A 14822-nucleotide genomic window follows, 5' to 3' on the forward strand; every position below is an offset into this window, starting at 1 on the left:
ACATCATCCCTATTGGCCCAACCCGCGCCGGGTTGGCCTGTTTTGTAATGCTAGAGCCCGTCTTGACAGCTTGAAATTCCTTCAACAAACAGCACTTCAATTAACTTCATGAACTTCTGGGAAACTAAAAAATTAGCCGACATGAACCTGCAGGAATGGGAATCATTGTGCGATGGTTGTGGCCGCTGCTGTCTTAACAAACTCGAAGATGAAGACACCGGCGATATTTATTTCACCAATGCTGCTTGTAAACTTCTGGATTTAACAAACTGCCGTTGCAGCCGCTACGAGACTCGGTTGCAGTGGGTGCCCGAATGTATAGACCTTAAAGGCAGCAATTTACAAAAAGCCCTGAACTGGCTGCCATCGACCTGCGCTTACCGGTTATTGGCAGAGGGCAAAGAACTTTTCGACTGGCATCCCTTGGTATCGGGCAAAGCGGAGAGCGTGATTACTGCCGGTATTTCGATCCGAGATTATGCTGTTTCAGAAACGGAAGTGGATGAGGCTGATCTGGAAGATCACATCATTGAAGATTTCGATTGATTGACTGACGCAAAAAAGTAAATTTCCCAATTGATTTATCCTGTCTGCACGGCGGGCACCCAGAGATCGCTCATCGTCAAACTGACTTCGGCGAACGGAGGCGCATTAACCACATCATCATTTTGCCAGGTATACTCCAAAAGCCAATGACTATCCAACAAGCGATAGACTTCCAGGGTTCTGGCATCAGGATCAACCAGCCACAACCATGACACTCCGTTTCGCGCATAAATGGGCATTTTAACCGCCCTGTCAATTCGGGCCGTTCCAGGCGATAACACTTCACAAACCCAATCAGGCGCGCTACTGAAATACGCTTCTTCAGGCAAATTAGGCATTGACTCTCGCCGCCAGCCGGCCAGATCAGGAACCAGAATATCTCGTCCCAAATGCAGTTCAGGTTCGAACAGAATCCACCAACCACCCGGGCCGCCACGACCTTGGTCATAAGCGGTGATCAGCTCTCCGCCAACAATAGAAGAAGCCCTTGCATGCCGCGGCGCGGGACGCGGCTGGGTAATCAGTTGAGCGTTTAAAATCTCACCGATGACATGCTCAGGCAAATCTAACAAATCGTCGTAAGTTGCCGATCGGTAAGCCGGATCATTCATCTTGCCCCCTGACGCTGACTACAAAAGATTACTGCTGATTTTTGGGCCGCATATGAGGAAATAACAAGACATCACGAATCGACGGCGCATCGGTAAACAGCATCACCAGACGGTCAATGCCTATACCCTCTCCCGCAGTCGGCGGCATACCGTGTTCCAAAGCGACAATGTAATCGGCGTCGTAATGCATGGCCTCATCGTCCCCGGCTTCCTTTTCTTCCACTTGTTTACGGAAACGTTCGGCCTGGTCTTCCGCATCGTTCAACTCCGTAAACCCATTAGCGATTTCGCGTCCGCCGACGAAAAATTCAAACCGGTCAGTCACATGGGGATCGTGATCATTGCGTCTTGCCAGAGGGGATACTTCCACCGGATACGCAGTGATAAACGTAGGATTCATTAAGCGGTGTTCAACCGTTTTCTCAAAAATTTCAATTTGAATTTTACCCAGACCATAAGTGTCTTTTACCGGAATATTCAAACCGGCTGCGACGTGTGCTGCAGCCTCCCGGGTTTGGAGATCGGCTGCAGTCAGGTCAGGATTAAATTTGAGAATTGATTCCAGAACGGTCATGCGATCAAAAGGCTTACCGAAATCATAGTGCTCACCCTGATAGCTAATGACGACCTGCCCTACCACTTCCTCAGCGATGCCGCGCAGCATTTCTTCGGTCAAATCCATCAGATCGCCGTATTCGGCATACGCCTGATAAAACTCCAGCATCGTAAATTCGGGGTTATGCCGGGTCGACAAACCTTCATTACGAAAATTACGGTTGATTTCAAAAACCCGTTCAAAACCGCCTACAACCAGCCTTTTTAAATACAATTCCGGCGCAATGCGCAAATAAAGCCCCATGTCCAACGCATTATGATGGGTTTTAAACGGGCGCGCTGTGGCGCCTCCGGGGATCACCTGCATCATCGGCGTTTCAACTTCCAGAAATTGTCTGCTCACCAGGAATTCACGAATATAACTGACAATTTTTGTCCGCATCGTAAACGTACTGCGCGATTGCTCGCTCATGATCAAATCGAGATAGCGCTGGCGGTATTTGATTTCCTGATCAGCAATTCCGTGGAATTTTTCAGGAAGCGGGCGCAGGGCTTTGGTCAACAAACGAATATCGTCGACTTTAACGCTCAACTCATCGGTATTGGTTTTAAACAATACGCCTTCGCCACCGATAATGTCGCCGATATCCCATTTTTTGAATTGCTCGTTATAAAATCCCTCAGGCAACGTATCCCGGGTCACATAAAGCTGCATTTGCCCTGACATATCCTGGATATGACAAAAACTGGCCTTGCCCATCACGCGGCGGGTCATCATGCGGCCTGCCACTTTGACTCTTACCGGCTCTGCTTCCAATTCTTCCTTGGATTTTTCACCGTACTCGGCAAGCAGTTCACCGACCACCACATTGCGGCGAAAATCGGTAGGAAACGCGACACCCAACTCGCGAATATCATTCAGCTTGCTGCGGCGTTGTTTGATTTGTTCTTGTTCGTCTTGTTGTATTTCAGACATACTGATTTTTCTTAATTTAGTATTTTAAGTTTTTGTATCTATCCAGCGGAGCAACAAAACAAAGATGATGCACCGTAGGTTGCGGTTGGCGACAGCCAACCCAACATTTCAAGGCCATGGCGTTAATTGTTGGGTTGCGAAAAGCGAGCAACCCAACCTACACTGAATAATTACGTAATTTTATGCTTGGTTGAATTATCGGCCGACAAATGTCAAAGTCATCACAACCCACTCTTCAAGCTGGCCTCTATAAACTGATCCAGGTCGCCATCCAGAACTGCTTGGGTATTGCCGGTTTCGACACCGGTGCGCAAATCCTTGATGCGCGATTGATCCAGGACGTAGGACCGGATCTGGCTACCCCAGCCTATATCGGATTTGGAGTCTTCCAAGGCTTGTTGTTTTTCGCTGCGCTTCATCATTTCCATTTCATACAACTTGGCTTTAAGCTGCTTCATGGCGGTATCGCGGTTTTTATGTTGTGAACGATCGCTTTGGCATTGCACAACGATGCCGCTAGGACCGTGGGTTATCCGCACGGCTGATTCGGTTTTGTTGATATGCTGACCACCCGCCCCGCTGGCACGGTAAACATCGACTCGCAGATCGGCCGGATTGATGTCGATTTCAACATCGTCGTTGATTTCAGGAGAAACAAAAACCGATGCAAACGAAGTATGGCGGCGGTTACCGGAATCAAAAGGCGATTTACGAACCAGACGATGCACACCAGTTTCGGTACGCAGCCAGCCAAAAGCATATTCCCCTTCAAACTTGATGGTCGCGCTTTTTATGCCCGCAACATCACCGGGCGACTCCTCAATCAGTTCAGTCTTGAAGCCTTTGGCCTCGCCCCAACGCAGGAACATCCGTTCGATCATGGAAGCCCAATCCTGAGCTTCAGTGCCGCCTGAACCCGATTGAATATCAAGAAACGCGTTATTGGCATCCATTTCACCGGAGAACATTCTGCGAAATTCCAGATCAGCCACTCTTTTTTCCAGATGCTCCAGATCCGCGACTACGGTATCGACGGTCTCTTCATCGTTTTCCTCAACCGCCATTTCCAAAAGTTCGCTCGCGTCAACCAAGCCGCCTTCCAGTTCGTTTATCGTATTGACGATAGTTTCTAACTGAACACGTTCTTTACCCAAGGTTTGCGCATTTTCGGGATTATCCCAAATCTTGGGGTTTTCAAGCTCTCTTAAAACCTCAACCAGTCGCTCGTTTTTGGTGTCGTAGTCAAAGATACCCCCTTAGCGCATCACCGCGGCTTCTGAGGTCTGCAATTTTATTTTTTATAGGATTGATTTCTTGCATGGCTTGTCTGTTGCAAATAGAGTTGTGCCGGCTTTCAGTTGAATGACGGCGCTGAATTTATTAAAAGGCGAATTATAAACGAATACCCGTTAACAATCGCTAGTGCATCAATTTTGATGCACTCGATTTTCCTTGATTAAAGGCCGATCCTGGATGGTAAGCCGGTATTATAACCTTAAACAGTGGAACACTATTCGGCTATGGACTTGAAATCATTGTTCGGCATTAAGCGAACTTTCGGAATTATTAAGCGTAGGTGGGCCACCTGCTTTTGGCAACACAACAATTATCGCCATGGCGTTGTAATGTTGGGTTGGCTATCGCCAACCCAACCTACAAGGTGCATCACCTTGGCTTTGTTAATACGGTGAACCGTTACAAAAAATCAGGAGTGGATCAATCCCATCTGTCGTCTCGCACTTGTACACGCTCATTTTCGATACGCACCTTGAAGCAGGCAATATCCTCATAGGCGGGCGCAGATTTGACCTGCCCTGTTTTTACACAAAACCGGGCGCCGTGACGCGGACAGATAATTTCATCGCCTTCCAGTTCGCCGCTGGCGATTTCCGCACCATCATGACTGCACACATCTTCGATCGCGTAAAAACTTCCTTCCAGATTGAATACGGCAACGTCTACCCCGTCGACATCTACAACCACGTGCTCACCCTCGGACAGCGCATTCTGACTGACCACATCTATCCATTCGGACATTGATTTATCTCCTGAACTTTCACTTAAACTTTAAGATAAACATCATAACGCAGCAATTTGCCGCTAAAACTTTCATGAGGCGCCCCGCCTAAAGGCTCCACATCATCAGGACTTTTTACCACCACTTTTTTAGCGGTTGCCTTCATGGCTGCGGCAAATAGTTGATCCTTGTCCTCATCATCACCCAATAGATCACGTAATACGGTCATGGATTTTTTGGCCAGCGCGGATTTTTTTCGTTTGGGAGGAAACATCGGATCGAGGTAAATACAATCCGGCGCGTGTTCAAGCTCACTTAAAACAGCGATCGCATTGCCGGGTATCAATTCTGGCGGCTCTAATTTCAAACGACTGACCCAATCCAACTGGGTCAATCGAGCAAATGCATCGGCCAACAGCTCGAGCATCACCGGTGATCGTTCGATACAACGCAGTTCATAACCCATCCGGAAAATGTGCAGACTATCTTGTCCCCAACCTGTGGTCGCATCAATGACCGTTTTGGTTTTACGACCGATTGCCTGGGCCAATGCGCCTGTTTTAGGCGCTGGCCAGGAACGCTGCTCGCCGGGCCTGGGTTCGATTTCGACCGCCATACCGCCTTTTCGCAGCAACTGGCGATCGATGAGTTTAAGTGATCCCTCTCGCCAGCACAGAAAAAAGGACTCCTGCTGGTCATATCCGGGCATTGATACGGACCTTAACGGGACAGACAGGCGTCCGGCAAGTTGCTGATAAGCTGCCAAATCGCCCAGCCCTTCATAGAGAACAGCGAGTTTACCGCTGTAAGAAAAGGTCATGCCCGGATCAGCCAATTTGGTATTAAATGTTGCGCAAATAGAAAGAAAAGCCCAAAACTACTCGGTTGAGATGGACTTCTGTTCATTTTTTAACGCAGCATCCAGCGTATGCCAGGCCAGCGTGGCGCATTTAACCCGGGCGGGATATTCTCTGACACCGGCTAATACGGCTAATTTTCCAACCGCTTCGAGTTGAATATTTTCATCCTTGCCCGTCGTCATTTCATGGAAGGTTTTAAATAACGCTTCGGCTTCCGCTTCGGTTTTACCTTTGATGATTTCCGTCATCAATGACACCGAAGCCGTTGAAATAGCGCATCCTGAGCCCTGAAAACTGGCATCTTCGATAACATCGCCCGACATTTTTAAATATAACGTGAGCCGGTCACCGCACAAAGGATTGAATCCTTCTACTTTCCGGTCGGCATTGTCCATCACCCGGAAATTGCGCGGGTTACGGTTGTGGTCAAATATGACCTCCTGGTAGAGATCGCGTAAATCATCAAACATTAGCCAAACACCTCAATCAAAGATTCAATGCCGTTCATTAGAACATCTATTTCCTGTTCGGTATTATACATGGCAAACGAGGCGCGGGCTGTTGCAGGTACTTCGTAAAAATCCATGACCGGCATGGCACAGTGATGACCCGCTCGAATGGCGATACCTAAACTGTCCAGCATGGTCCCAATGTCGTGGGGGTGAATTCCATCCAGCACAAATGAAAGAATGGCGCCTTTTTCAGCCGCTTCGCCGATAATCCTGAGGCCTTTGATCTGCCTGGCTTTTTCGGTTGCGTAAGCCAGCAATTCGGCTTCATAGGCGGCAATAGTGTCCATGCCGATATCGTTCAGATAATCGATGGCCGCCCCCAAACCTATCACATCGGCAATCGACGGTGTTCCTGCTTCAAATTTATAAGGCAGTGAGTTGTATTCCGTTTCTTCAAACGTGACTTTCCTTATCATATCGCCACCGCCCTGATACGGCGGCATGGCTTCCAGTAGCGCCCGTTTGCCGTATAAGACACCGACACCCGACGGCCCATAGAGCTTATGGCCGGAAAATACGTAAAAATCACAATCCAGCGCCTGAACATCAACCGCCATGTGCGGAATGGCTTGAGCCCCGTCCAACAGCACCGGAATATAACGGTTATGCGCCAGGTCAATGATTTTTTTAACCGGATTAATGGTTCCCAGCGCATTGGACATGTGCACAACGGCAACCAGTCGGGTTTTGTCGCCTAACAGCTTTTCAAACTCGGTGAAAATCAACTCGCCTTGTTGATTGATAGGTGCCACTTTCAATAGAGCGCCGGTTTGCTCGCAGAGCATTTGCCAGGGAACGATATTCGAATGATGTTCCATAGCGGTTATTAGAATCTCGTCACCGGGTTTCAGATTGGCTTTGCCATAAGTCTGCGCAACCAGGTTGATGGATTCGGTTGCACCCTTGGTAAAAATAATTTCCTTGGTTGAATCGGCATTGATGAAAGCCCGGATTTTTTCCCTGGCATTCTCAAATTTGTCGGTAGACCGCACGCTGAGTGTATGAACACCACGATGCACATTCGCATAATCATGCCGGTACACATGAGATATGGTGTCTATCACTGCATTAGGTTTCTGGCACGAAGCCGCATTATCAAGATAAACCAGAGGTTTATTACGAATCTTTTCTTCCAGAATCGGGAAATCGAGACGGATTTTTTCTACAGGAAAGTGTGTCATTGTGTGTGTCTAAACTCATTTTAAGGTTTGCTAGTTCAGTGCCGAACGGGCGTATTTTGCAAAATTGAACGCTCGGCTAATTTTGATGCTATGCAACCATTACAACCAATCTTTTGAAATACCTTGTTGCGGAAACCGCTCCAGCACTTGAGTCAAAACCAGATCATGCAGGCTTTTGATGGTCAGTTTATTCACCATTTCGTTAGCAAATGCGAAAGTCAGCATATTTCTGGCTGTTTCTTCATCAACACAACGCGATTGCAAATAAAACACGGACTTTTCATCCAATTGCCCCACCGTAACACCGTGTGAACATTTGACATCGTCTGCATAAATTTCCAGTTGCGGCTTGGTGTCGGCCTCGGCATCATCCGACAGCAACAAATTACGGTTATTCATTTGCGAATCCGTTTTTTGCGCATTTTCTGCAACGACGACACGCCCCTGAAATACACCACGCGACCGGCCCGCCAAAACACCTTTGTACATTTCCCGGCTCACTGCATTCGGCTGTAAATGATTGATGCGGGTATGGTTATCCAGATGCTGGCGTTGATTGCCCAGATACAAACCATTGAGATCGCATTCGCTGGCATTATCCAGATCGCAGTGAATATCGCATCTGGCCAATAAGCCGCCGAAAGCAAAGTTATGGTGAATAAAACGCGCATCGCGGGCTTGTTTTACATAGGTTCCGCCAAAGTGATACGCTTTTGCAGATTCGCACTGCACTTTATAAAGCGTCAGATTGGCATTGGCCTCAACAAAAACTTCTGTGACGGCAGCAGACAGATAAGCCTGTTCAACGCCAACATAAGTCTCGATAACCTGCGCTTCGGCCATGGGCTCCAGCACGATAAGATTACGCGTTGTCGAAAGCCGTTCTTGCTGAGTCGTTACATGCAATATTTGAACAGGTTTAGTCAATGCCAGCTTTTTAGGTACTTTTAAGAACAGGCCGTCACAAAACCACGCCGTGTTGAATGCAACAAAGCTGTGTTCATCATCGCTTACGGCTTGAGCAAAATAAGGTTTTACCTGTTCGTCATCCGTATCAAGTGTTTTGGCCAAACTCTGAACGACCAGGCCTTCCGGTATGCCGTCCAATTGGGATAATTCCGCAGAAAAATAACCGTCGACCAATACAAAAGACCAGCAATCCGGCAATTTAAAACGGTCTAGCCACTCTTTATCGACAGTAGCGCTGGAAGGCTGATCTGTGGGTACAAACAGATTTTTCTCAATACCTGAAACATTGGTATAACGCCATTCCTCTTCCCGAATTGAAGGAAAACCGTTCCCGGAAAATTTATCCAGGGCGCCGGCTCTAAGAGCTACTAACCAGGGCGCAGATCGCCCGGGTAACGCCGGCTCTACTTTCGAATATTCCGCACTGTAGCGCGATTTGATGACCGTGTTCATTTAAGCCGCCGCCTGTTTGTTTTCAACCCAACTGTAGCCTTTTTCCTCCAATTCCAGCGCCAGCTCGGCACCGCCTGACTTTACGATTTGACCATGCGCCAGCACATGCACAAAATCAGGCTTGATGTAATCGAGCAAGCGTTGATAATGCGTAACCATGACAAAGGAACGCTCAGGCGACCGCAACGAATTGACACCCTCGGAAACAATCTTTAATGCGTCAATATCCAGGCCTGAATCGGTTTCATCCATAATGCAAAGCTTGGGTTCCAGAATGGCCATTTGCAGAATTTCATTACGTTTTTTCTCGCCGCCGGAAAAACCTTCGTTAACCGCTCTATAAAGAAATTTTTCATCCATTTCCAATAGCCTCACTTTGTCTTTCACCAGCATCAAAAAGTCCATCGCGTCCACTTCAGACAGGCCCTGATGCTTGCGTATCGCGTTAAGCGCGGCTTTCAATAAATAAATATTGCTGACGCCGGGAATTTCCACCGGATACTGGAAGGCCAGAAACACGCCTTCACGCGCCCTGACTTCCGGCGCCATTTCGGTAAGATCCTTGCCACCATAAGTAACCGTTCCTTCGGTCACGGTGTAGCCGCTTTTACCGGACAACACATGGGACAGCGTGCTTTTTCCGGAACCATTTGGCCCCATAATCGCATGAATCTCGCCCGGTTTAATGTGCAGATTGATGCCTTTTAGAATGGGCTTGTCACCAACGCTAACGTGGAGATTTTCAATGTTGAGCATGTTTTATTACCTGGTTATTTGACGGGTTTTACACCCAAATCTTTAAAATCTTATTTGCCAAAATGTCTTTAACTTCAGCCTGTCTTGGAATCGCTGACCGTTTATTGAGTAAGGGATTGTGCCAACCAATCCTTAACCCACTGCCCCTTCCAGACTCAAGCCCAACAAGGCCTGCGCTTCCACGGCGAATTCCATGGGCAATTCCTTGAAGACTTCTTTACAGAAACCGTTGACGATCATCGATACCGCATCTTCTGCGGAAAGACCGCGCTGCTGGCAGAAAAACAACTGATCTTCGCTGATTTTGGACGTCGTCGCTTCATGTTCGATTTGTGCTGAAGGCTGTTTGACTTCCACATACGGAAACGTATGCGCACCACAACGATCACCGACCAATAAGGAATCGCACTGCGTGTAATTTCGGGCGTTTTCGGCGCTCTTCAACACCTTGACCAGACCGCGATACGTATTTTGCGCCCGGCCAGCCGAAATACCTTTGGAAACTATCGTGCTGCGCGTATTTTTGCCGATATGAATCATCTTCGTGCCGGTATCGGCTTGCTGGTAGTTGTTCGTCAACGCGACCGAATAAAACTCACCGATTGAATTATCTCCGGTCAATACGCAACTGGGATATTTCCAGGTAATTGCGGAACCGGTTTCCACTTGGGTCCAGGACACCTTGGAATTATCACCCCGGCAATCGGCCCGTTTGGTAACAAAATTGTAGATGCCGCCCTTGCCTTCCTTGTCGCCGGGATACCAGTTTTGTACCGTGGAATATTTGATTTCGGCATTTTCAAGCGCGATCAATTCGACCACAGCGGCATGCAACTGGTTTTCATCCCGCATAGGCGCGGTACAGCCTTCTAAATAGCTGACATGACTGCCTTCATCGGCAATGATCAACGTTCGTTCGAACTGACCGGTATTAGCGGCGTTGATTCTGAAGTAAGTTGACAATTCCATAGGGCAACGCACGCCTTTAGGAATATAAACAAACGAACCATCGGTAAAGACGGCGGCATTCAACGCAGCGAAGTAATTATCGGTATGCGGCACGACAGAACCAAGGTATTGTTTGATCAGTTCGGGATGCTCGCGCAACGCTTCGGAAATCGGGCAAAAAATAACCCCTGCATCTTTCAATTTACCTTTAAATGTAGTGGCAACCGAAACGCTGTCAAAAACCGCATCGACAGCAACACCGGCAAGGCGCTCCTGCTCGTCTAGAGGAATACCCAGTTTTTTATAGGCTTCCAGCACTTGAGGATCGATTTCATCCAAACTTTTAGGACCATCTTCCTTGCGTTTGGGCGCCGAATAATAACTGACAGACTGATAGTCAATCGGATCAAAATTAACAAAAGCCCATTCCGGCGACTTCATCGTCTGCCAATGGCGAAAAGCCTTCAACCGGTATTCCAGCATGAATTCAGGCTCGTTTTTTACCTTGGATAATTTATGAATGACTTCTTCATCCAATCCAGGGGGAAATGTTTCGGTTTCTAACACCGTCACGAAACCCTGCTTGTATTCCTTGCCGATCAGTTGTTCAATTTCTTTGGTGCTTGCTGACATTTTGTTCTCCTTAATTACCGGTAAAGACTGGCTACCGGCACATAAATTTCTTCGGCCTGTTGCGTGGGCATGATCAAATCAGCCAACGTAATCGAATCCAGCGTTAAAAAAATCTTTTGATTGATCAGACCCCACACACCTCTTATTTCACAGCCACTGGCCTGTTCGCAACTTTGTTGAGAAATGCTGCACTCAGTCAATGAAATGGGCCCTTCAAGCGCGCTGATTATGGTTGCAACCGAGATCTTATCCGGCGGATTCGCTAAAATGTAACCGCCTCTGGCCCCTCGCGTAGAACTGACCAGCTTCGCTTTAGACAACAGCTTAAGTATTTTACTGACAGTTGTTAAGGCAATTCCTGTCTCATCAGCAATTTCATGGGCTGCATGAACAGCCAAAGGCTCTCTGGCCATATAACTTAAAATCACAGTCGCATAATCCGTTAGCTTTCCAAGACGCAACATAGTTAACCTCATTCATTTAGGACTATTTTAGTCCTATTTTAATTCCGAGTAAAGTACTAGGTAATTGGAAAATAAATTGAGACAACAAACAGCTTAAATTTTAAAGGGTAGGTCCATCAAACAAACAGTCTGAACGGTTACCGATCAGGCTTTTCATTCCAGTATCGCCCCAGTTGTAACCGTGATCGCGCAATAGTGATGGCGTTTCCTCTCAATAGCAACGTAATAGCGCCTTCCCTGCCTACTTCAAACCACTTGATGCCTTGTTCGCTATAGCGCCTGACCACCAGCTTATGAGGAAATCCGAACCGGTTGTTATAACCGGCAGGAATTAAAATAAGCTCAGGATTGACCTGCTTTAAAAACAATGTGCTTGACGATGTTTTACTGCCGTGATGCGGCGCGATCATGACGCTGGATGACAATTGATCGCCATAAGCTTCGACCAGCTTAGCCTCCGCTGTTTTCTCGATATCGCCTGTTAATAAAATTCGACCCTGCTCAGAACTGATTTGCAGCACGCAAGATCCGTCATTATCGTTGTCTATCTGCCGGGATTGAGGACTCAGCACGGCAAATCGCACACCATCCCACATCCATGATTGTCCTGCCTGACAAAACTCAGCACGATAAGGTACTAACTGGTCCGGGACGCTACTGATTAACAGCGAAGGCGTCATCCCCTTCAAAAGCATTGCAGCGCCTCCGATATGATCGTTATCTCCGTGACTGATAACAACAGCATCCAGTTTGTTGATTTGCAGAAAGTCAAGATAAGGTAATACGACCCGGCTACCCATATCGGCTGATTCATCAAAGCGGGCGCCTGCGTCATACACGAGGCTGTGATGCGCCGTCCTAACCACCACAGAAAGCCCCTGCCCTACATCCAGCAAGGTCAGCTCAACCTCTCCATCACCCGGACCGGGTCTGTCATTAAAAGCCAAGGGCAAAAACATCATAATTCCCAGCCATCGCCCCGGAAATCCTTTGGGCGCCATCAACACGAATGCACCCATGATCCCAAGAAATAAGGCTAATGGACTGGGCTGTGAGAGTTGAAATGTTGCAAACGGCAACTCTGCTAGACGGGACAACAGCCACATCAAACCACAGAGCATGGCGTCGGCAAAACTCAGAACTAAGTGAGCTGCAGAAGGCGCAATAAAAATTAAACATACGCCAGCCAAACACAGCGGAATAATAATAAAGCTGACCCAAGGCACCGCTATCAGATTAGCTAATGGCGCTATCACAGACACTTCCTGAAAAAAGAAGAACAATAATGGCGCCAATGCCAGACTGGTGACCCAATGAATTTTGAGAGCTGATTTCCAGGCTTTACCGGACTTCAGGCGACTGCGCAGCGAATAAAAAATAATCCCCACAGCAAAAAATGACAGCCAGAATCCTGCTGAAAGTACAGCTAAAGGATCGATCATCACAACAACTAATAACGCGATAGCCAGTGTATTTATGGCACTCACATGCCTTTGCCTTAACAAGGCCAGCATAAATACCGCCAACATAATCAGCGCGCGTTGCGTTGGAATGGCAAATCCGGCCATTGCCGAATAAGCCAGGGCTGCCAGCAAAGCAAAACAAGCCGCCACCTGATAAGGCGCAATGCTCAGCACACCCGATCTTATCCAAATTTTTGCGATCAGCCAGTAAATCATGCCGGACACTAAACCGATATGTAACCCCGAAATAGCCATCAGATGCACTGTTCCGGTTTTTCTGAACATCAGCCATTGCTGATCGCTCATCAATTGCCGTTCACCCAGAGTCAGCGCCTGGATCAAACCCAAAGAATCTGCATTGGGCATTGCCTGAACCAGTCGATCGAAAACGTTCTGCCGCCAAGCCGCTAGCGAAAACAGTGGGTCATTGTCTGTCAGTAACTGCGGTTTGGACTGCTCTTTTATATAACCTGTAGCGCCAATACCCGATACAAAGAGGCTTCTTTCGTAATTGACGTTACCGGGATTGAAATTGCCCCTAGGCCTTTTGAGTTTTACAGTAAAACGCCAGTATTGCCCGGCTTTGGGCAATACCTTGGGAAAATACCAGTTAAGTCTTAACCTTGAAGGTACACCGGGATCGGCTTTGCTGACTTTAAAGTCAAATCGAACACGCTTTTGAGAGACAACCGGAATGGGCTCTATCCTGCCCTCGACCTGAAATACCTGCCCTTCTAACGCTTCAGGCAAGCGGTCCGATAATTTCATTTCAGCATAACCTAGCGCCCACAGCACACCTACAACTAAAGCAAGGCATTTCCATAGTCGCAGAGCAACACAAATGACAACAGACGTAATGACTATTAACAACCCGATCGGCCCAGGTAATTCCGGTAGCTGTTGCAGGCATAAAACACCCAACACAAAGCAGAGTACGAGCGTCACCATGAGAGAATTCCTGATTAGCAATAATTTTTTTCAGGTAAGAAAAACCTGATAGACTTACGGGTCATAGGCCTTGACCAGACATTCCCCGCTGTTTAGCGAAAAACCGATCAACACCTAAAAATAGTAACTATCCAGCGTAGGTTGGGTTGCATGCTTTTCGCAACCCAACAATTAACGCCATGGCCTTGAAATGTTGGGCTGGCTATCGCGAACCGCAACCTACACGGTGCATCACCTTTGTTTTATTGTTTCGCTGAATAGTTACAAAAAATATTAATACCCTATCGACTGAGTGTCTTTGCCGCCCTTTGCCATTCGATCGTTTAGAAAAAATAACTATAAAGAATCATCACTATGCCAAAGAAATTATTACAAAAATTCATGCCCGATCATGAAACCTTAAAAAAACATAAAAATCTTCAGTTTTTAGGAGAAAAGCTTCACGACCCTAATCTGTGGCATTTAAACAGGAAGTCAGTATCAATGGCTTTTGCGATTGGACTCTTTGCCGCATGGATTCCAACGCCGACACAAATGGCGATTGCAGCTGTTGCAGCTTTTTATTTTAGGGGCAATTTACCTATCTCAGTTGCGCTGGTCTGGCTGACAAATCCGATAACCATGCCGCCCCTGTTTTATTTCGCTTACCGGGTCGGCCTTTTTGTTATGGGGCAACCTTCGCCATCGGCTGATTTTGAGTTTTCTTTGGACGGCGTGATGAATGGATTAGGCGATGTATGGGCACCGTTTTTATTGGGCTGTCTCATTCTTGGCGTCACTTGCTCCAGTGCCGGTTATTTCGGAATGAATGCCTTTTGGCGCTATCACGTCGCTTCTAGATGGAGCAAAAGAAAGTTAAGAGCCAGTCATTGATCAAGCACGTCTAACGGCAAATCCGGACTTGGCGCCAAGCGTGCCATAGAAAAGTTT

14 protein-coding genes are annotated in these 14822 nt (G+C 47.5%); 2 read left to right on the plus strand and 12 right to left on the minus strand.

The window, feature by feature from the left end:
• Nucleotides 1–108 precede the first annotated feature (108 nt).
• Nucleotides 109–546, plus strand: a complete 438-nt coding sequence (locus GO003_RS22700; RefSeq protein ID WP_159652375.1) for a YcgN family cysteine cluster protein — start codon at nucleotides 109–111, stop codon at nucleotides 544–546.
• Between the two features lie 35 nt (nucleotides 547–581).
• On the opposite strand, the gene GO003_RS22705 is transcribed toward GO003_RS22700, so the two are convergent.
• The 12 genes from GO003_RS22705 to GO003_RS22760 form a co-directional block, all read right to left on the minus strand.
• Complete coding sequence (locus GO003_RS22705) at nucleotides 582–1157, minus strand: Uma2 family endonuclease (RefSeq protein ID WP_159652376.1); 576 nt, start codon at nucleotides 1155–1157, stop codon at nucleotides 582–584.
• A gap of 28 nt (nucleotides 1158–1185) precedes the next feature.
• Nucleotides 1186–2688, minus strand: a complete 1503-nt coding sequence (gene lysS, locus GO003_RS22710) for a lysine--tRNA ligase (protein WP_159652377.1) — start codon at nucleotides 2686–2688, stop codon at nucleotides 1186–1188.
• Between the two features lie 221 nt (nucleotides 2689–2909).
• Nucleotides 2910–4008 (minus strand): peptide chain release factor 2 gene (gene prfB / locus GO003_RS22715; protein ID WP_159652378.1). Its coding sequence is split into 2 segments (ribosomal slippage): nucleotides 2910–3932 and nucleotides 3934–4008, totalling 1098 coding nucleotides; the frame shifts between segments, so codons are not numbered across the junction.
• A 396-nt stretch (nucleotides 4009–4404) separates the two neighbouring features.
• A complete protein-coding gene (locus GO003_RS22720) occupies nucleotides 4405–4725 on the minus strand; it encodes a non-heme iron oxygenase ferredoxin subunit (RefSeq protein WP_159652379.1) in 321 nt (106 codons plus the stop codon).
• 23 nt (nucleotides 4726–4748) lie between these two features.
• Nucleotides 4749–5525 (minus strand): class I SAM-dependent methyltransferase, encoded by a 777-nt coding sequence (locus GO003_RS22725; RefSeq protein WP_159652380.1) that lies wholly within the window; start codon nucleotides 5523–5525, stop codon nucleotides 4749–4751.
• Between the two features lie 57 nt (nucleotides 5526–5582).
• Nucleotides 5583–6035 (minus strand): Fe-S cluster assembly sulfur transfer protein SufU, encoded by a 453-nt coding sequence (gene sufU, locus GO003_RS22730; protein ID WP_159652381.1) that lies wholly within the window; start codon nucleotides 6033–6035, stop codon nucleotides 5583–5585.
• Entirely contained in the window at nucleotides 6035–7258 is a 1224-nt protein-coding gene (locus GO003_RS22735) for a cysteine desulfurase (RefSeq protein ID WP_159652382.1), read from the minus strand. Before GO003_RS22735 ends, sufU begins: the two co-directional genes overlap by 1 nt.
• A gap of 99 nt (nucleotides 7259–7357) precedes the next feature.
• Nucleotides 7358–8680 carry a Fe-S cluster assembly protein SufD gene (sufD, locus tag GO003_RS22740; RefSeq protein WP_159652383.1) on the minus strand — a complete coding sequence of 441 codons (1323 nt, stop codon included), beginning with the start codon at nucleotides 8678–8680 and terminating at the stop codon, nucleotides 7358–7360.
• Nucleotides 8681–9436 carry a Fe-S cluster assembly ATPase SufC gene (gene sufC / locus GO003_RS22745; protein ID WP_159652385.1) on the minus strand — a complete coding sequence of 252 codons (756 nt, stop codon included), beginning with the start codon at nucleotides 9434–9436 and terminating at the stop codon, nucleotides 8681–8683. It abuts the gene before it with no gap.
• 132 nt (nucleotides 9437–9568) lie between these two features.
• Nucleotides 9569–11017 (minus strand): Fe-S cluster assembly protein SufB, encoded by a 1449-nt coding sequence (gene sufB / locus GO003_RS22750; RefSeq protein ID WP_159652387.1) that lies wholly within the window; start codon nucleotides 11015–11017, stop codon nucleotides 9569–9571.
• Nucleotides 11018–11031: 14 nt separating this feature from the next.
• The gene (locus GO003_RS22755; RefSeq protein WP_159652389.1) at nucleotides 11032–11481 is read right to left on the minus strand and encodes an SUF system Fe-S cluster assembly regulator; all 450 of its coding nucleotides are present in this window, start codon (nucleotides 11479–11481) and stop codon (nucleotides 11032–11034) included.
• Between the two features lie 137 nt (nucleotides 11482–11618).
• A complete protein-coding gene (locus GO003_RS22760) occupies nucleotides 11619–13892 on the minus strand; it encodes a DNA internalization-related competence protein ComEC/Rec2 (protein ID WP_159652391.1) in 2274 nt (757 codons plus the stop codon).
• Between the two features lie 354 nt (nucleotides 13893–14246).
• Between GO003_RS22760 and GO003_RS22765 the strand changes: the two genes are divergently transcribed.
• Entirely contained in the window at nucleotides 14247–14765 is a 519-nt protein-coding gene (locus GO003_RS22765) for a DUF2062 domain-containing protein (protein ID WP_159652393.1), read from the plus strand.
• The last annotated feature ends 57 nt before the right edge of the window (nucleotides 14766–14822 follow it).

Origin of the sequence: Methylicorpusculum oleiharenae (assembly GCF_009828925.2) — a bacterium.
GTDB classification, from domain to species: domain Bacteria; phylum Pseudomonadota; class Gammaproteobacteria; order Methylococcales; family Methylomonadaceae; genus Methylicorpusculum; species Methylicorpusculum oleiharenae.